16 protein-coding genes and 1 riboswitch are annotated in these 19,717 nt (G+C 52.2%); all 16 genes read right to left on the minus strand.

Translation table 11 applies throughout. The features are described 5' to 3' along the window. Nucleotides 1-110: 110 nt before the first annotated feature. Complete coding sequence (gene deoD / locus ACYUJT_RS21225; protein ID WP_460326018.1) at nt 111-818, minus strand: purine-nucleoside phosphorylase; 708 nt, start codon at nt 816-818, stop codon at nt 111-113. Nucleotides 819-838: 20 nt separating this feature from the next. Then, nucleotides 839-2,020 carry a phosphopentomutase gene (deoB, locus tag ACYUJT_RS21230; protein ID WP_460326020.1) on the minus strand — a complete coding sequence of 394 codons (1,182 nt, stop codon included), beginning with the start codon at nt 2,018-2,020 and terminating at the stop codon, nt 839-841. A 69-nt stretch (nt 2,021-2,089) separates the two neighbouring features. Next, nucleotides 2,090-2,755 carry a deoxyribose-phosphate aldolase gene (gene deoC, locus ACYUJT_RS21235; protein ID WP_460326022.1) on the minus strand — a complete coding sequence of 222 codons (666 nt, stop codon included), beginning with the start codon at nt 2,753-2,755 and terminating at the stop codon, nt 2,090-2,092. A 234-nt stretch (nt 2,756-2,989) separates the two neighbouring features. After that, nucleotides 2,990-3,931, minus strand: a complete 942-nt coding sequence (locus ACYUJT_RS21240) for a sugar-binding transcriptional regulator (RefSeq protein WP_460326024.1) — start codon at nt 3,929-3,931, stop codon at nt 2,990-2,992. 53 nt (nt 3,932-3,984) lie between these two features. Beyond that, nucleotides 3,985-5,292, minus strand: a complete 1,308-nt coding sequence (locus ACYUJT_RS21245) for an MFS transporter (RefSeq protein ID WP_460326026.1) — start codon at nt 5,290-5,292, stop codon at nt 3,985-3,987. Nucleotides 5,293-5,379: 87 nt separating this feature from the next. Beyond that, nucleotides 5,380-6,531 carry a winged helix-turn-helix domain-containing protein gene (locus tag ACYUJT_RS21250; RefSeq protein WP_460326029.1) on the minus strand — a complete coding sequence of 384 codons (1,152 nt, stop codon included), beginning with the start codon at nt 6,529-6,531 and terminating at the stop codon, nt 5,380-5,382. A 167-nt stretch (nt 6,532-6,698) separates the two neighbouring features. After that, nucleotides 6,699-7,886 (minus strand): KamA family radical SAM protein, encoded by a 1,188-nt coding sequence (locus tag ACYUJT_RS21255; protein WP_460326031.1) that lies wholly within the window; start codon nt 7,884-7,886, stop codon nt 6,699-6,701. A 133-nt stretch (nt 7,887-8,019) separates the two neighbouring features. Continuing rightward, nucleotides 8,020-8,169: riboswitch (cyclic di-AMP (ydaO/yuaA leader) on the minus strand. 58 nt (nt 8,170-8,227) lie between these two features. After that, nucleotides 8,228-8,638, minus strand: coding sequence for an antibiotic biosynthesis monooxygenase (locus ACYUJT_RS21260; RefSeq protein ID WP_460326033.1), 411 nt, complete (start codon nt 8,636-8,638; stop codon nt 8,228-8,230). Beyond that, entirely contained in the window at nt 8,635-9,048 is a 414-nt protein-coding gene (locus ACYUJT_RS21265) for an ankyrin repeat domain-containing protein (RefSeq protein WP_460326035.1), read from the minus strand. The genes ACYUJT_RS21260 and ACYUJT_RS21265 overlap by 4 nt, the downstream gene beginning before the upstream one ends. After that, entirely contained in the window at nt 9,030-9,197 is a 168-nt protein-coding gene (locus ACYUJT_RS21270) for a hypothetical protein (protein WP_460326037.1), read from the minus strand. Before ACYUJT_RS21270 ends, ACYUJT_RS21265 begins: the two co-directional genes overlap by 19 nt. A 774-nt stretch (nt 9,198-9,971) precedes the next feature. Beyond that, nucleotides 9,972-12,641: a glycoside hydrolase family 31 protein gene (locus ACYUJT_RS21275; protein ID WP_460326039.1), complete on the minus strand. Its 2,670-nt coding sequence runs from the start codon at nt 12,639-12,641 to the stop codon at nt 9,972-9,974. Between the two features lie 51 nt (nt 12,642-12,692). Then, complete coding sequence (locus ACYUJT_RS21280) at nt 12,693-13,577, minus strand: carbohydrate ABC transporter permease (protein ID WP_460326041.1); 885 nt, start codon at nt 13,575-13,577, stop codon at nt 12,693-12,695. Between the two features lie 18 nt (nt 13,578-13,595). Continuing rightward, nucleotides 13,596-14,486, minus strand: a complete 891-nt coding sequence (locus ACYUJT_RS21285) for an ABC transporter permease (protein ID WP_460326043.1) — start codon at nt 14,484-14,486, stop codon at nt 13,596-13,598. A gap of 65 nt (nt 14,487-14,551) precedes the next feature. Further along, entirely contained in the window at nt 14,552-16,252 is a 1,701-nt protein-coding gene (locus ACYUJT_RS21290) for an extracellular solute-binding protein (protein WP_460326045.1), read from the minus strand. Between the two features lie 192 nt (nt 16,253-16,444). Then, complete coding sequence (locus ACYUJT_RS21295) at nt 16,445-17,842, minus strand: response regulator transcription factor (protein WP_460326047.1); 1,398 nt, start codon at nt 17,840-17,842, stop codon at nt 16,445-16,447. Beyond that, nucleotides 17,839-19,575: a sensor histidine kinase gene (locus ACYUJT_RS21300; protein WP_460326049.1), complete on the minus strand. Its 1,737-nt coding sequence runs from the start codon at nt 19,573-19,575 to the stop codon at nt 17,839-17,841. The genes ACYUJT_RS21295 and ACYUJT_RS21300 overlap by 4 nt, the downstream gene beginning before the upstream one ends. Nucleotides 19,576-19,717: the final 142 nt, after the last annotated feature.

A 19,717-nucleotide genomic window follows, 5' to 3' on the forward strand; every position in this document is an offset into this window, starting at 1 on the left:
CTCCTCACTCTGATCTGATTAGCTGCTCCTTCATACCGTCACATAACCTGGCTCGTACCCAACAATTCGAACTTCCTTGTCTCCGGAATACTACGGATAACTACAAGAAACTACAATGAAGCCGCCGTCTCCAACGCAACCTCCATCATGTCGTGAAATGTCGTCTGGCGCTCCTCGGCCGTAGTCTCTTCTCCGGTGATCAAATGATCGCTTACGGTGAGAATGGTGAGCGCGTTCACACCGAACTTGGCTGCGATAGTATAAAGCGCCGTCGTCTCCATTTCTACGCCGAGCACCCCGTGATCCATCAGCTTCTGGACGACGGATTTGTCGTCGCGGTAGAATACGTCGGAGGTGAAGACGTTGCCGACGTGCATGTTCAGCCCTTTGGCTGCCCCGCGCTCATACGCGGCCTTAAGCAGCTGAAAGCTGGCAATCGGGGAGTAATCATAACCACCAAAGGTATGGCGGTTCATGCTGGAATCCGTGCACGCCGCCTGAGCGAGGATGACCTCCCGCACGCGGACATGCTCCTGCATCGCCCCGCATGTGCCGACGCGCATCAGGTTTTTGACACCGTACTCCTGGATCAGCTCATGAACATAAATCCCTATAGATGGAACGCCCATTCCGGTACCCTGTACGGACACCCGCTTCCCTTGGTAGGTCCCCGTAAAACCGAGCATCCCCCTTACCTCGTTATAACAGGTTACGTCGCTTAAATAAGTTTCAGCAATATACTTCGCCCGCAGTGGATCGCCCGGCAGCAGAATCGTGTCCGCAACGTCTCCTTGCTTAGCTGCAATGTGTACGCTCATCGCGGCTTCCTCCCTAATTCTTATTTCAAATCAGCCAAGAAACTTGCCCCGTGCTCCGGCATTTTCACGCCGAAGTTGTCCGCCACGGTAGCCCCGATATCCGCAAAGGTTTTGCGCAGCGGCAGTTCTTTTCCTTCTCCTGTAAAAGCCTTCGAATACACCAGCAGCGGCACGTATTCGCGCGTGTGATCCGTTCCCGTATACGTCGGATCATTGCCGTGATCCGCCGTAATGATCAGCAGGTCATCGTCCTGCAGCAGCTCGAATACCTCCGGCAGACGGGCATCATATTCCTCAAGCGCCTGGCCGTAGCCTTTTGGATTGCGCCGATGGCCGTATACGGCGTCAAAGTCGACTAGGTTTATAAAGGATAGCCCGCTGAACGGTGCCTTGATCGTCTCGACCAATTTATCCATGCCATCCATATTGGACACGGTGCGCACCGCCTTGGTGACCCCTTCTCCGTCGTAAATATCGGAGATCTTGCCGAGGGCGATAACGTCAAAGCCCGAATCCTTCAGTTCGTTCATCGTCGTGCGGCCAAACGGCTTGAGAGCATAGTCGTGACGGTTCGACGTCCGCGAAAAATTACCCGGCTCGCCGACAAACGGACGGGCGATAATCCGGCCGAGCATATAAGGATCGTCCAAAGTGATTTCGCGGCAGAACTCGCAAATTTCGTACAGCTCCTTCAACGGCACCACCTCTTCATGAGCGGCGATTTGCAGCACGGAATCCGCTGAGGTATAGACGATCAGCGCGCCCGTCTTCATATGCTCTTCGCCCAGTTCATCGATGATCTCAGTGCCGCTGGCCGGCTTGTTGCCGATGACCTTGCGGCCTGTCTTCTCCTCGATGCGGCGAATGAGCTCCTCTGGGAAGCCGTCCGGAAAGACGCGAAACGGCGTACCAATATACAGGCCCATAATTTCCCAGTGTCCGGTCATCGTATCTTTGCCCCGCGAGGCCTCCTGCATCTTCGTATAGTACGCCAAGGGCTTATCCGCCTTGGGTACGCCTTTAACCGGCTCGATATTGGACAAGCCGAGCTTGGCCATGTTGGGCATATTAAGCCCCCCGCAGGCTTCGGCGATATGCCCGAACGTATCCGCGCCCACGTCGTCGAATTCGGCAGCATCCGGCGCTTCACCTATGCCGACGGAGTCCAGTACAATCAGGTGGATTCTTTTGAATTTCGCCATATTCCCCCACTACTTCCTTTCTGCGCTACAATGCGTTGATCATCTGCCATGGATTTATGATGCAGCCGCTTAATAAGAGCTGGTGCCCTGCTCTCCCTTCACAATCTGCACCCCGGAGCTTGCGCCGATGCGGGTTGCGCCGGCCTCAACCATCCGGTTGACGTCTTCCAGGCTGCGGACTCCCCCCGAGGCCTTTACGCCTACGCCGGGACCTACGGTTTGCCGCATCAAGGCAATATCCTCGGCCGTCGCTCCTCCGCCTTGAAAACCGGTGGACGTCTTCACGAAATCGGCACCGGCCTGCACAGACAGCTTACAGGCTTTAACCTTCTCCTCGTCCGTCAGCAGAGATGTCTCTATAATAACTTTAACCAAAGCCTTGCCCGCAGCCGCATCGACAACGGCCCGAATATCGCTGAGCACGGTATTGTCGTCGCCGGACTTCAGCGCTCCGATATTGATGACCATATCGACCTCGGCAGCGCCGCTGCCAATCGCATCAGCCGTCTCATAAGCCTTCGTCTTGGAAGTGGAGGCGCCAAGCGGGAAGCCGATGACAGTGCACACCTTCACCTTCGTTCCCGCAAGCTGTTCCGCGGAATAGGCCACCCACGCCGGATTTACGCACACCGAAGCGAATCCATACTCCCTTGCCTCGTCCGTAAGCTTCTTGATTTCTTCTTTCGTTGCGTCAGACCGCAGCAGCGTATGATCGATCATGCCAGCTATACTCATATTTACGCTCTCCTCTATCGTTTGTATTCATCCAGTAAATGATGCACGCTTTTCTTATACCCAATCTTAACACCCGCATGAACGAATGTATATCGTCCGTTGAACTTATGTTCAACTCGTTCTTCCTCTTATTATTCCCGCTTTACACACAATATTCGAGGGAGCAGTCATTTCGACGGCATAGTCCATCCAATGGACTCATCCAACGCGACTATTGCCAGCCTCAACGGCAACCTAAGCTTCTTCCAACAAAGCTTGCGCGGTAAACTGATCAGTCACCAAAATATTCGGGTATTTGCCGTTCAATGCGGCCCGGATGGCAGCCAATTTGCGCTGACCGCCCGCCACGAGGATCGACTTCTCCTTCCGGCGCAGGTCAGGCAGATCTATACCCACGGTACGGTTGTTGATATCTTCACTGACAATATTCCCATCCTCATCGAAAAAGCGGGAGCAAATATCTCCAGCTCCCCGCCGCTGCAGCAAATTCTGCTCCTCCTCGCTGAGATAGCCTAGCCGGAACAACAGGGCATCCTCCTGAATGGTGCCCACCGTAAAAACAGCAATATTCGCCTGTTTCCCGAGCTGGATGATCCGCTCAATATGCCGATCCTCTTCGACCATTTGCTTGAGGGGGACGCTGTCAAAAATAACGGGCAGCGGCAAATAGCGCGCCACGGTATCGTAAGCCTCAGCGAATAATTGCACCGTCTCCGCCGCGTACGTATTCGTGCGGGAGTGGCTGACGCCTCCCTTAAGCTGCACCACCTCAACGCCCCGGAGCTGCTTGTGCCGCAATTGGAGTGCCACTTTGTGCATGGTTGTTCCCCAAGTCACGCCGATGATGTCCGCGTCCTTCACCGTATCGTACAAATAATCGGCTGCCTTCCTGCTGATATGCTCTTGTATGTCCTGATATTCGTTCTGAGGAGAATGGCAAATCAGCACCTTATCGATGCCGTACTTCACCTTGACGCGTTCAGCCAATGCATTCAAATCCTCCAGAGGATCGACGATGCTAATGCGAACGTATCCCTGCTCCTTCGCATGCTGGAGCAGACGGGACACCGTTGGCCGCGATACGCCAAGCCGCTCCGCGATTTCCTGCTGGCTGTAGTCTGAAATATAGTACAGCCTGGCCGCCTCGATACTCAGGCTACGCTTGTCTTTTTCCATATATGCATCCTACTTTTACGTTAATTAATGGCAATGCAATTGCTTTTCAACTATTATAGAGCCTTCCCGGTTCCCTCGCCAGCAGCCGTGGCTGGATTGCGGCTTGACGCCGGCGCCGAAGCGCCCCATATCGCCGATCGGAACACAATACCCACAAGACCAATCAGCGCAGTGACAGCTCCAATAAGCATAAAAGCTTCGCCTGCCTGGACCGTCTTGATCAAAACGCCCCCAATCAAAGGTGCGGTAAGCATCACCAGGCTGACGATCGTGTTCTGAATGCCGAATACCCGGCCGATCATCTGCTCGGAGGTCTCTTTTTGCAGTATATAATTTTGCGTTACCATATACATGCCGTTGCCGATGCCGATCAGCGCCCCGAGTCCGAGAAGCAGCAGCACGCCAGTGCCTGGCGGACACAGCCCCAAAAGGGCGATTCCGGTTCCGATCAGCACATAGCCCCCGCCGAGTCCCCAGCCGTAGCCGACACGATTCAATCGATTAAGGATGACAAGCACGGCCACCGCCCCGGCTCCGATCGCGGACACCAGCCAGCCGATCAGCGATTCATTCGCGGAATCGATCGCACGCAGCAGCGTCGGAAACTGATAATCGATCATTAGCAGCGCGGTCAAGCCGACAAAGCCGAACATCATCGTATACAGCACTTTTTTGGCCTGAAAAAGATACAGCCAGCCTTCGCGCCAATTCTGCAGAAAAGCATCCAAGGCCCCATCGCGTCTGGAATTTCCCCTCTTCAACGGTTCCTCTGTATGATGGGAGACTGGAAGCGCGCGCAGCGAGATCAGCAGTACGGCCGACAGCAGCCTTGCTCCGGCATTAAGTATAATGCATGCCTGAGGCGACAGCGCTGTCAGCGTCATCGCGCCAAGCAGCGGGCCGGCCACCTTCGAGGACTGGTTCACCAGGCCATTGAAGGATGTCGCCTGAAACAGCAATGCCTGCGGCACGACCTGCCGGGTCAGCGCCTGCTGAGCAGGCACATGGAACACGCCGCAGGCCGCCCGCAGCGCCAGCAGCGGGAGCAGCCAGGCCATGTTGGGCGCAGCCAAAATGCATAGGGTGAGCCCGACGGTGATCAGATCGCAGACCATCATAAGCCGCGCTTTGCGCACCCGGTCCGCGACCGTTCCAGCGAAGGAGCCGAGCAGCACCGCCGGCAGCGCCATCGTCACCGGAATGAGGGCCAGCAGCATCGGGTCCGCGCCCCAGCGGTAGGCGACGAGCACCTGAATGGCCAGCGCGTCGAACCAATCGCCAAAGGAGGCGAGCGCATAAGCTGCAAACATATGCCTGAAGCTGCGGATTGATAACAGGGAGGAGCGTTCTTTTCGTGTCATAGGGCAATCTATCCTTTCGCATCTCTAGATACCCCTATCCTATCCCGTGATTGTCAGAGGATTATCAGACGGCCCTGCTGCAAGCGGCTATGACAAAGATAGCGCTCTGCCAATGATGGCTTCCATCTCCTTCTTATGCCTGGATAGCCCAAGCTCTTCATCTTCGGAATCATAGAGCGAGGCATATTTACGCTCCATTTCCAGGCCAGGATGTTTCCACGAGATATATCGCCTAATTTGACAGAGAGAAATGATCCGAAGCGGGACATTTAGCGACATCTCCAACACATCAAGCCCTTCGTCGAAGTGCTGCTCGGCCTCTTTCTCCCGGCCGCGTGCCATGTCCAGCAACCCCTGAGCGATGCGAAAACGGCCGATCTCTCGCAAATACGGCGTATCCTGAAGCAAGCCGGCCAATCGTTCCGCTACCTTATCCGCCAGCTCCAGTTCTCCCGCCAGCACGTAAACGTATATTTCCATAATGGCTACCGGCATGACGAAGCCGGTCAGTCCCTCCGCCTCAACCGTCATTCTCGTCTCTTCGAACCGCTGCATGGCCTCCATCGCAAGCCCGGCGTCGGCATACACCTCAAGAATGTTAAGAATACGCATTTCGCGATGCTCCTCCGGGGAGAGGACACGCCGCGAAATGGCCTGCTCACAATAGCGCAGCATCTGCCCAGGCTCCGGATTCATCCCACGGTATAGAATTAGCAACCAGTACAGCCGGGTTTGCAGCGGCAGGTCATTCGCCTCCAGGAACCAGGGGATATCGCCCTGAATAAATTTCAGATAAACGATATAGAACGGGTCCATCTCGAAGCCGAGAATGTCCTGCTGTGTCGCCAGAGCCAGCATCGATTTGCCTTGCCCGAACAGATGGTATTTCTTGAAAATGTCCCGTACTGAGGAATTGACCTCGCGATCGCCTACCGATGGATTCATCACGGATTTCGGCTCCCCGACGGTCAGGCTGTATCCGTATCCCCGCACCGTATTAATGCGGATATGCGCCCAAGGAGTCAGCTTCTTCCGCAGGCGATAAATATGATCATCGACCGTCCGCTCTACCGGGAACTCCATCGTCCAGACCTGGTCCAGGAGATGTTCGCGCGTAAATGCCCGGTCGCGGTGGCGATACAAAAATTGCAGCAGCGCGAACTCCTTCGCCAGCAGCTCGATGCTCTCGGCACCCCATTTTATTTTGTACCCGGAAGGATCGAATGTCAGTCTCTCCATAACTACCCCTTCTCCAAATGTCTTATTAGATTTATCATAATCTATCACCGCCATCCTGAGAAATGAAAAGCGTGCAAACGATCAGGATACAAACAAAAATCCCCGGAGGATGCAGCCAAATATTACTTCAGGCCGCTCCTCAGGGGATGGTCACTATGATTTATATGTTATAGCATAGCAGGCGTGCGTTTTCTCTTCTGCGGTAAATCGGGCATTTCGTTCACGGAGACAACTTCATCGGTCTTCTTCTCGGGCTGCCGCCAATACTGCTCATTGCCGGGAAGATCGTCAAACCAAGCCGCATCCTTAGGGCAATCGAGGATCATCAATTTGCCGTAATCCCCGTCGCGGGACTGGTGGTACTTCAAATAGGCCTTGCCGTTTTCAATCGCGAGAATTTCGATCTTGCCGGACGTATGGCTCATCGACAGCCTGACTCGTTTACCCAGACCGGATGTCCGCGCCTTTGCCTCCTCGACGATCCGATAGACCTCTTCCAAGGAAAGGACGAAATCACGGTTCCCCGCTACCGGCCTGTTCACGAAGAAGTAGTAAGGCGTAACCCCTGCCCAAGACAGCTTATCCAGCAGCTCGCCAAGCACTACAGGGTCATCGTTAATGCCTCTCAGCACCGGGGTCTGGTTGACTACGATCGCGCCGGCCTCATGCAATGCCTGAAAGCCGCGTCTCGCTTCCTCCGTAATCTCGCGCGGATGGTTAATATGGGCCATAACGTAAATGCGCTGCTCCGGCGTAGAATAGGTGCGGATCACATCGAGCAGCTCCTCGTCCTCGTAAATGCGCATGGGATTGAACACGGGAATCTTCGAGCCGAGACGAATAATTTTAACGTGCTCAATTTCACGCAGCTGGGCAAGGATGCCCCGCAGTTTCTCCGTGGCTAGAATAAGGCTGTCCCCGCCAGTCAACAGGACGTTGTTGATCTCGGGATGCTTGGCGATATAATCGATTCCCGGCTGCACATCGGACATGGCCTCCTTCACGTCGTTGCGGAACAGGCGCTTGCGGAAGCAATACCGGCAGTACGCGCCGCATACCTCTGACACGATCAGCAGGGCGGTCGTCGTATACTTGTGCTGACATCCCGGCACAACGTAGTTGGTATCCTCGTCGGAAGCATCCCAGCGGCCATACTCCTCGAGTTCCCCCTCATTTGGAATGACCAGCTTGCGAATGGGATCCTGAGGATCATTCCAGTCGATCAGGTTCAAGTAATAATCGTTCACCCGAAATACGAATTTCTCCGTAATCGGTTTCAAACGCTCGCGCTCCTCTTCCGGAATCATAGTCAGTCTGTCCAGATTCGTAATGTACTTCGTTTTAGTCTTTGTCATTGTACATCCTCCTTCCTAGTAATCAACAAAAAAGACCCCGGATCGGGGTCCTAGACACAGCTGCGCCAGCAAGGGTCAGAAGACAAAAATAGACCCTAAAATAGGGTCTAAGAGACGTAATAAATAATCATATAACAGACCCATCCACTGCTGACGAGGTTAGCTGACGGACTCGGGTAAGATGGTACCCTACACCTCATAGGAATGAGTGATTCGCCCCAAAAAAAAGAACTGGTTCCCCCGCTTTCCTGGCTATCACCAAGAAACTAAGCGTGTGTCTATGATACGGTGTACTGACGGGATTGTCAACCTTAGGGTAATTAACAAGAGAATTGGTATAATTATAAAATTCTTAAAATTTGACGGTTAATGTTATTTTCTGTCATGGGACCGGCCATCCCCCGTTCCGGTTCAAACTTTTGCCGCAGCGGCCTATACTGCGCGGCTACTTCATAAGTCGCCAGCTCGGAGCCAATGAGTTGGCTGACTTCCGGCTTAAGCTCTCTAAACTTGCGGTGGAGCGTTCGCGCTGCTCTGCTCGTTAACCACTTCTCAAAATACCATCGATCCTCCCAAGTAGTGCAAACCTGCAGCTCATCGTATTCCGGGCAATTATCTCTGATCAGCACTTCCATGAACAGGAATCCTTCAAAAGCATGGACCGATATGGGCGTTCTGAAGCGAGCCAGCACTTCGTTTGCTTTGCCTTTTCGGACCCGGATGATCTGGATGGCCTTCATCATCACCATCATTTTCCGACCACCTCTTTCGATAGGAATATACTTAAATACTCATAGACGAAAATGGCAGCATTCCCACCGGCCTCGGCGTGACGGATCAGCGATATTCCGTGCGGCCCCTTAGCATAGACGGTCTCGGGATGATTCTCCACGATCGCTTTTACGACGTTCAGTTCTCCAAGCATAGCTGCAGCGAAAATATCCATTCGTGCCCCGTGCGCCAGCAGCAGTCTTGCAATGCTGAAATTCCCGGTATGCGACGCGGCGCCGAGGGCGCTCTCCCAATCGCCGCTCCCCCAATCGATGACCGCATGCACAAGTGCGGGCTCCTGTTTGAGCAGCCTTGCAACCGCATCATAATCTCCATGCGCGGCCACGATAAATTCCCGTACCAGCTCATGATTTAAAGGCCCTCTTGGCATGCGTTCCCCTCCTTGTCCGTTCTCTGCGAACCTCTCGTTCTCTGCTTCTGCCCATCAACAGTCTCCCATTGCCGCTCAGCCTCTCTTCGGCAAACCGCCGCACTGATAATCAGAAGCCATGATATATATACCAATGAAGTTTGATTCATCTCAATTCCTCCACCTACGTAATTGATAACCATTCTCAACGATTGATCAATTCCATTTTATTGATAATGATTCTCATTGTCAATAAGGTGAGGTGGAAACATTTGAACAGATTATTCTACAAAACTACCTAAATGGTCACTTTCGCCGGAAAATTCCTGCGCTTTCGCCATAAGACTCCAGTTTAATTATGGGGCCATGTAAATAAATTAGTAGTTGTTAGTGCCTTGACTGTTGGGACGGTGGTTTGTTAGAGATTGTTAGATCGTTGGTGGCGGCCATCCATCCAGCTCCCTGGTTTTACGAGGTCATTTAAAAACTAAATGTATTTTATACAGCTAGTTAAGCTCTTATATAAGAAATACATGCGCTAAATGTAAAACATGCAGTTAGTTTGCCTGAATGGAGCCAATTCGTCGAAATCGCTTAAAACTAAATGTAGATTTTGCAGTTAATGCCCTCTAACACGGCCAAAACCGCTAAACTAACTGTATGAAATACATCTAGTTACCTTATCCTGACCATCTAGTAGTTTAATTTATTACTGTTCAATTAAAGGGCCGTGAGGCTCTTGCATCAATTCCTTTATTCACAGCTTTTTTTCTCAAAATTCATGTATTATTGCAGCTCTTTCGCTAATCGAATCCCTTCAAGATGATTGATCTTCGTGACCTTTTATCATACTACTCAACAACAAAAAAGATCAGCCCGAGTTCCTACTCAAGCTGATCTTGTCACGCCAAAATATGCGCGGTTCGACAAAATAAATGCAACAACTAGCCCTCTACGACGATCTCCAAGTCCACGAACACATTCGGAACTTGCAGCCTAAGCTCTTGGGTTTCAGGATCATAGTGCCAGCTGCCTCCGGCTTGGTCCAGATGAACCTGACCACTAAGTCCGGGGCCGCTCACATTGATCTGTCGAGGTACGAACTCCATCCGTCTCACGTGGAGAGATAGCACATCACTGGCTGTCGTCTGCTCTGACACTTTTGGAGCAGTACCTTCACTCGCTGCCATGTGTTCCCCGACTTTGGGAGCGGCTCCAGCCTTCACTGTCCGCTGCTCCACGGCTTCGGAAGCAGCACCCCCATTCGCTGCCAACGTTTGCTCTGCTCCAAGAGCTGCCCCACTCGCTGCCGACAATTGCTCTGCTCCAAGAGCTGCCCCCTTCACAACCGCAAGTCCCTTGACGTCATACTTCAGCTGCACGGACACCGCGTTCGCACTGGATGCAACCCTTGCCGTCACGAGGTTATACGCCCCGTTCTCATAAGCATAGGTTTCAGCGTCGTCGGCATACCATTGTCCCGTGGATTCGCTTCCCGGGGCAGGAGCATATACGCTAAGCACGATCTTTGCCCCCTCATTAAGGGTCGGCTTCCAGTGCCGCTCGTCCTCGGCCAGCTCCGGAATGACCGCCCCAGCTTTCACATACATCGGCATCACATCCAGCGGCGCCAGCGCCAAAATATGACGTCCTCCGGCCATTCTTTCTCCGCTCCAATAATTGATCCATTCACCCTCAGGCAGGTACACCGCACGGGATTCCGCGCCGGGACGAAGAATTGGAGCCACGAGCAGACCGCTGCCAACCATAAATTGGTCGCATAAATTGTGAACGTTGCGGTCATGCGGATACTCCAAAATGAGCGGGCGCATAATCGGCATGCCCGTCTTGTGTGCCTCGTAGAACAAGGTGTAAAGATACGGCAGGAATCGGTAACGCAAACGGATATATTTTCGGCAAATTTCCTCAATTTCCGGGCCGAAGGCCCATGGCTCCTGATAGACCGATTCGAGCACGCTGTGATTGCGGCAGAATGGGAAAAATGCGCCTGCCTGCGTCCAGCGAGCCAGCAGCTCAGGGCTCGCATGATGACTGAAGCCCCCGATATCCGGACCGGCAAACGGCTGGCCCGACAGACCCAGATTCAGCACCATAGGAATCGACATGGCAAGGTGCTCCCAATAGCTGCGGTTATCGCCCGTCCACGTTGCCGCGTATTTTTGAACGCCTGCATAGCCTGCGCGAGTAACGACAAAAGGCCGTTTGCCCTGTAAATTCCGCTTCAAGCCCTGCTGCGTAGCCACCGACATCAGCATACCGTACAGATTATGGACCTCCCCATGGGTTTTCGGATCGCCATCGTTCCCATGAACTACGTCGAGATCCATTGTCTTCGTAGGGCTGTTGAACACCGATGGCTCGTTCATGTCATTCCAAATCCCCGCAATGCCCAGCTCCGTATAGAAACTATGGTGCTCTCCCCACCAGGTACGAACTTCTTCCTCGGTAAAATCGGGGAACGCGCTCGCACCTGGCCAAACATCGCCGATGAACACCTCTCCCTCCAGCTTCCTGCAAAAATAATCCTGACGAACTCCTTCCCGGTAAGGAAGGTAATCCGGGTCACGCTTGACGCCAGGATCGACGATCGGCACGATGCGGATGCCCATATCCCGCAGCTCCGCAATCATCTTCCGCGGGTTCGGAAAACGGACTGGATCGAACGTAAATACTCTGTATTCATCCATATAGTGAATGTCTAGATAAATGACATCGCAAGGAATATGCTTATCCCGAAAAGTCCGCGCCAGCTCCATGACCTCTTCCTGGCTCATATAGCTGTAGCGGGACTGATGGTATCCGATCGCCCATGCCGGCGGCAGCTCCATCCGCCCCGTCAGTCCGCTGTACCTGGTGACGACATCCTTCAATTCGGGGCCAAGAATGAAATAATAATCGATCGCGCCTGAATGCACTTTAAACGTATAAGCCTCGCGATCCGAACGCATGTCGAACGACGTACGCCCCGGATTGTCGAGAAAAATGCCATAAGCCGGACGATCGTACCTAAAATGAATTAGCAGCGGGATCGATACATACAAGCTGCCAATGTCGGGGACATGCGGATCGTAAACATCCGAATTCCACAGCTCATAGTTTTCACCCTTTTTGTCCAGAAAGCCGGTATTCTCGCCCAATCCGTAAATATGAGTGCCGGGCTCCATCCTTCTCCGGCAGCCAAATTCGCTGCGGGCTGCCCGAAAGGTCTCAATTTCGCTCGACACAAGCTCTTCCGCAGCATTATGAAAATCCAAGCGGCCATCGCTTTTGTGCACCACGGCCGAAAGCTCAGGCAGCACTAATCTATACATCTCGGTGGTCTCCTCCAGCGAGACGTGAACGCCTGCATAAGCCTCCTGCTGAATGGCGATCGTAGAACGCAAATCGAACTGATGACCGGGCAGCAGCTTCACCCGAACGATATAGTCATTGACCGGCTGCAGCATAATCGAGGCGTTCTCGCCCTGAAATAGATAGACGCCCTGCTCCTCTTTATACGAGCTGATTGAACCTACCAGCACAGGGCGGGCGCCCGCAGGCGCACTAGTTTTTAGCTCTATTTGATCTGGATGAATTGTTTCACTAGTTTTCATGACGGTTCCCTTTCTAACAAATAATGATTGATGCTAATCCTTGCTGACCCGTTACCCCTTCACGGAGCCAAGCGTAATTCCTTTGACGAAATATCGCTGAAAAAATGGATAAATGACGAGCAGCGGAAGCATCGAAATAAATATTTTGGCCGCGTTCAAGGTTTGGTTCGACGAGCTGGCCAGACGTTTCGCCGATTCCGCGTCGATCTTGGACGGATCGACCACGACCGTCACCTGCCGGATATAGGATTGCAGCGGATAATTTTCGTTTTTCGTCATCAATACCAGAGCCTGAAAAAATTCATTCCAGTGGTAAACGATCGTGAATACGAGAATCGTAGCAATGACAGGCATCGACAACGGCAGGAAAATATTAAACAAGGTGCGCCACGGCCCAGCCCCATCTACCAAAGCGGACTCCTCCATCTCCTTCGGCAGGTTCCGATAGAAGTTCATCACAAGGATGACGTTGAACACGGGCAGCCCGCCGCCGAGCACCAACCCCCAGATGTTGTTGACCATCCCGAGGGACTTCATCGTCATGTACCATGGCACAAGCCCGCCGTTGAACAGCATGACAAAAATGAGCATCCACATGACAATATTGCGCGATTTAAACTGCTTGGAGGTCTTCGAAAGCGGATACGCCATCAAAACAATGACGAACAGCGTAATCAAGGTTCCAAAGAGCACACGCTGTGCGGATATGAGAAACGATTTGAAAAATTGCTGATCCGACACGATCATTTCATACGAGGATAACGTAAAGCCTTTGGGCCAAAGAAACACTTCCCCCGCCGCGGCGGCAGCCTTGTCGCTTAAGGAAATAACAAACGTATACCACACCGGATACACGCAGAGCAGCGTGATCATGATCAACAGAAATACATTAAGTCCATTCAGCACTTTGGAAGGAATCGACCGATCCTCTACCATCCCTATCCCCTCCTTCTTTTAAAAAATCCGGTAGTTGGCAAACCGATAGGCCAAAGTATACGAAATCGAGATCAGGAACAAGCCCACTACCGATTTCAGCAAGCCGACCGCCGTTGCCAAACCGTACTGCATATTGATCAGGCCAACCCGGTATACCCAGGTGTCGATGATATCTCCGGACGAATACACCATAGGATTGTAAAGGTTAAAAATCTGGTCGAACCCTGCGTTCAAAATATTCCCGAGGCTCAGCGTGCCCAACAGCACCGCGACCGGCAGCACGCTCGGCAACGTAATGCTGATGAGCCTCCTGAATTGAGAAGCCCCGTCGATGGCCGCCGCCTCGTACATTTCCGGGTTAATGGACGTTAAGGCTGCGAAATAAATAATGGCGCCGAAGCCGAATTCCTTCCAAATGTCGCTGCCGACCACGAGCGATGGGAAGATTTGCGGACTGGCAAAAAATAATACCGGCTCAACTCCGAATAACGCGAGCAGTTGATTCACAAGCCCGGAGTATGAGAACAGATCGAGCATAATTCCAGCTACGATGACCCAGGACAGGAAGTGCGGCAGGTAGACGATCGTCTGCACGGACCGCGTAAACAGCCTGTTCTTCACTTCATTGAGCATCAGGGCGAACACCAGCGGGACGATCAGATTCCCGACCATTTTGGCAAAGGCGATCGTGATCGTATTGGCGAAGATCTCCTTGCTGTCATCAAGCTCGAACATGTAATTGAAATTCTCCAGGCCGATCCATGGCGACTTCAACAGTCCGATCCCCGGATTAAAATCTTTAAAGGCCATCAAAATTCCGTACATCGGGAGCAGGTTGAAAAAAACCAACCAAATCAGTCCCGGCAGCAGCATCAAATAGTAATGTATCGCTACCCCTTTGTTTCTCATAACGCTGATCTCCTTAAGAAGATATCAAGACGAGTGAATAAACACCCGTCTTGAGTATTTCGGAATTATTGCAGTTCATTGACTTCCTTGGTGATTTGCTCTCCGCCCTGGTCATACCATTTCTTGACGAAGGTATCGAACTCCTCGACTGGAGCGCTGCCCATAATGATTTTTAGGAAAATTTCATCCTCAAGCTTCTCCAGATTAGTCCATCTTGCCTCCATCGTTTTCGTCTTCGAAGTCGCCAGGCTGCGAACATAGTTCACGTCAGCGTTAACGAAGGCGGAGCCGCCATTCAGGTGCGAATAGACGTGGGCGAAAAATGCGTCATCGCCATTTTTGTCCCAATACTGGATATCATAGTTGTCGTACGGCTCCTTTTTCACATTTTTCGCATGATCAGCAACCTCGTAGCCAAAGCCGTAATTCACCTTATCAATGTCCTCTAGCTTGATTTCTCCCGCCAAGTACTTCTCGGCGGAATGGACCGCATACTGCAGCTGATCCCCATGACCGGCAATAATGAACAGCGGAATTTCCTGCGAGGTCATTTGCTTGTCGGCTACAACCTCCTCATAGCTTGGATCTTTCTCACTGACGTGAATGTTTAGCATTTTGACCACGGCTTCTGGATGGGCATAGCCTTTTCTCACCACGATATACGTGCTGCCGGTCGCCTCATTGGAATTGAACTTGCCTTCCGCATTCAGCGGAGCGGCATAAGGGCGCCAATTCGCCTTCGGATCATTCTTGATAATGTCCTGCAGGTTGTACGGGGACCACCATGGACCGAAGAAAATACCAGCCTTCCCGCTCGTAATTAGCTCCTGTGCGCTTTTCCGCAAAGCCAGCTCCTTATCGAGAATTCCCTGCGCATACCAGTCGCGCATCATGATTAGCGTTTGCTTTGTCTCTTCCGTCGTAGATCCATACACCGCTTTGCCGTCCTTATCTTTGACCCAGATGCCCGGATAGGCATTGTTCGCGAAAAACAGCGGCGAGAAGTTCATGTAGTGGTCGCCCGATGACAGGAAAGTAGAATACAGTGAGCCGCCCTGCGAGGTTCCGATGATGCCAACCGTGCCTTCCCCGCCGACTTTATGATCGATAAAAGCTTTGGCGATGATTTTGAGATCGTCCACTGTTTTTGGCACTTCCAGCCCCAGCTCGTCGAGCCAGTCCTTGCGGATCCAGGTAAGGGGCGCTGAAGGAAGCGTCGTTTCCGGGAAGGCGTACAGCTTGCCGTCATAGGTGACGTTGTCCAGCAGTCCCGGATTGGAATCATAAATATCCTTCAATCGTTCCGCCCCGTACTTCTCGTACACTTCCGACAAATCAGCCAATTGATCCGCTTTGATCATCTGCTTCAGCTGCGTCTCGTTGACCATCATCGCGTCCGGCAGATCATTGCTCGCGATGGCCAAACTGACTTTCTGCTCGTAATCTGTGCCGGCCGCCGCCTCCCATGAATGCGTCGTCACGATGTTGTACGTATCCTTCAACCAGCGGGTGTAGGCATTGTTCTCCGCTGTGTCCTCGTTATCAAATTTATAGTTCGGATCCACCGCTCGGCCGATGGAAATTTTCACGGGCTGCGCGTAGGCCCCCATCGGGTCAATGTTCGCTTCCGCGTTCACTGCGCCGCCAGCCCCGTTCCCGCCGTCTCCGTTATTTCCGCCATCACTGTCGGCATCTTTCGTAACGCATCCGCTTAAGCTGGCTATTATTAATACTCCCGCCAAAATGGCTGCCATCTTTCTTCTCATTCATTTGCCCCCTCGATCCAAATTGACATCGATATCGATTTACACTCTAAGCATAGCGTGAAGCCTCCTAAGGCCGGGATAGAGAACGATTGCGAATCAGGTTAAATTTCTTCTGAAAATAAAAAACGCCCGAAAAAATGTCTACCCTCTTTTCGAACGTTCTCTACCATTGTCCGTTGCTCCGCTCCGGGATTACCCGGAGCTGCTCTGGCGATATTCACTGGGCAGCATGCCCACCTGCTCGCGGAACAATCGGCTGAAATATTTCTCATCGTTATAGCCGACCTGCTCGGCGATCCACTGGATCGTCTTGGTCGTATTCCGCAAATATTGGCGGGCGCGCTGCATCCGAATCTCCCGCAAATAGTCGGTATAGGTCTGCCCGACGATCTCTTTGAAGCATTGACTGAAATAGCTGCTGCTCATATTGACCATCTCCGCCATGTCTCCAGCCGTCAGCGGCTCGCTCATCATCTGCTGGGCCAGAGCTACCGCCTTCATAATGCTGTTCTGGATTTCTTCGGAATAGGCCGCCCGCGTGTTTACGCCCTTGATCATCGTTCTAGCTTTCCTCAGCCATTGCTCAAACTGAAACCAACTGCTCATGAAATCTTCAATCACGATCGGCGCCGGCAGCAGCTGGCGATAAAGACGGTTCCATTCATCCGTGATCGAGAAAAATATGCGGGTCAAACGGATCGGCGGCAGCCGGAGCGCCTTCAGACTGCCCGCCATATCCTCAAATAGGGCATCGTCATAAAGCCATTCAGCCGTAAGCCACTTCTCCTTAATCCGGTTCGTGTCGTGGGCCGTCTCGCCCTTCCCCTTGCTCATAATTTCGGGGCCATTCACATGCTGATAAAGCTGAGACGGGTCATAGTCATAGAACAGGTCGCCTTTGCGATAGGCGCGCAGAAGCTGCAGCACCGCTTTGCGGTCAAGCCCGTTCAGTTGCTGCAGGCTTACTAACATATAATCCGCTTGGGCCGCGTTCGCGCGAAGCTGATCCTTCCATTCGGCGATCTTCCTCTTCGCCTGCTCTTCAAGACCGATCCAGCACCAGATGCCGATATCGGCCTCGTAAGCCAGCTCCGGGAACGGAATATCCGATAGAAGCTCATCGGTTTGCGGATTCAAGGCGTATAGTGCGATTATGTCATCCGCATCAGCTAATTTGTCCTGCTGAACCGGCGCCGTATTGAGGGGCGCCTTCTGCGCCAATAGGGAAGCAATCCGGCCCAGCACGTCCTCGAACTGCTCCTTCTCCAGCTGTGTTTTGGCAATATAATCGATCGCTCCAAGCCGGAGCGCCTCTTGAATATACTCGAATTCCTGATGCAAGGTGAGCACGACGACCTGAATATACGGGTACTTGGCGCGCACCTCCTTCATCAGCTCGATCCCCGACATCAGCGGCATGGATAGGTCCGTCAGCAGCAAGTCCACCTCATTTGTGCTTATGAATTGTAGTGCGTCCTCTCCGTTGCTCACATCGCCGACTACCGTCATGCCGAAATCCTGCCAGGGCATAAAGGAGACCAGCCCCTTGCGCACAATCTTCTCGTCGTCCACGATCAATACGCGTATCATGATGCCTGCTCACCTCCTGTTACCGGTATGCGCAACGTAACTAGCGTCCCTTGTCCAACCTCGCTTTTGATTTCCAGCTTCGCTCGCTCTCCATAATTCGCCTGAAGTATTCTCTTGACGTACCTCATACCGATTCCCATCCCCACCTTCTGGCTTTCCTTCGTTTCGTCCAGCAGCAGCGCGGCGATTTCCGCTTGCGTCATTCCTGAACCGTTGTCCTGAATCGTGATCTCCAGCTCCCGGTTTAGCTTGATATCGACATGAATATAGCCTTCATCGCTCACCCCATGATACAAAGCGTTCTCCACCAGCGGCTGCAAAATAAACCGGGGAATGGACAACCCCATCGTGCTCTCATCTACCTCTATATCGACATCGAACTGGAAATCATAGCGGATTTGCTGCAGCTGCAAATACTCCTTCAGCGCCTGTATCTCCTTGCCGATCGTCGTCGCTTCCCCCATTTTGCCGAGGTTGTAGCTGAGAAGCTTATTCAGCGAAAGCACCAGCTTGTCGATTTTCTCATGGCCGCTGAAAACTGCCAGCCAATGTACGGTATCCAGCGTGTTCATCAGGAAATGCGGGTTGATTTGGTACAGCAGCTTCTCTACCTCCAAATCGGCGCGCCGCTTCTCTTTCCGTTCGATTTCTCCATACAGGTCCCATATCTTCGTCTTCATGTCCCTAATCTGGTAGAGCAAATAGTCGAATTCAGGAATTTTTGTAAGCCCGGTATGGTTCGTATTCGTCTGGATCAAAGTTTTGATTTCTTTGTTGAATTTATCGAGCGGGTTATACACCATTTTCCACAGCAGCCAGGCAAATATCAGGGCCACGCCAATGAATACGACAAAAATGAATGCCATTTGCAAAAGCCAGCTGTTGCGCTCCTGATTCAATTCGTTCTTCGGGATTAGGGAGACGATGCTCCACCCTTGATTGCTTGTCGCCTTCGTCCAATAAAAAGCTTCATAAGTGCCCGATGCCGCCGCCGGCCCCTGGCTCGGGAACCTGCTGTTCACTGGGAAAACGCCTTCATTTTCACTAAAAGCAACCCGGCCGTCATTGTCCAAAATGAGCAGCCTCCGGGAATCGCTCTTCCGGTTCTCGGGCGCAAACAAGGTCTCTAGCGCGTTACGGCCCGTCTCGATGTACAAATATACGTCCTGATCCGGCAAATTGACCTTGCGCATCGTGCTGAACACATATTGGTTGATAGATCCGTTGTAGCTCTTATGCGGGCCGAAATAGGTAATCTCGGAATACTGGGCCATTAGAGGCAGCTCATCCGGCTTGAACTCACTGCGCAGCCGAAAATTCTCGAAATCATAGGTGCCCGTCTTCGGATAATAGTACATGATCAAGCCGACATTCGGGTTGGAGAAGGAAATGACGTTCAATTCCGCTTTAATATTGTTGCGGAGCTGAATTTGCTTGTACGACTCCTTCTCCTGCAGCAGCTCTTCAAGAAGTCTATTCGTTCCCCCTCCAAAAGCGAGCTGCTGCGAGACATGGTTCATGTTGTTCAGCGTATTCTCCAGTACGATAAGCTCCTGATTAAGGTTGTTCTGAAGCGCTGCTTCCACTTTGTTGCCAAGGATTGAATTAATCGTGTAGAAGGATATGAAGCCAAGACATATGAACGGAATCAAGCTGCTGATCAAAAAGATAACAATGATCCGGTTCTTAAACGTAACTTGCCTGAGCGGCCCCATCAAAAAATTTCTGCGCATGCGCCCTCCCCCTGTGCAGCTGTTTTTGATGTGAATCATACAAATACATTTTCGCGAAGTCAATTATTTATCAAAATCGCACTAGCGCTATTCCGGGGCTAATCCGGGTCAGGGCAGATAACGACAAAGAACGCCGACACTA

It is taken from the genome of Paenibacillus sp. YSY-4.3 (assembly GCF_054767475.1).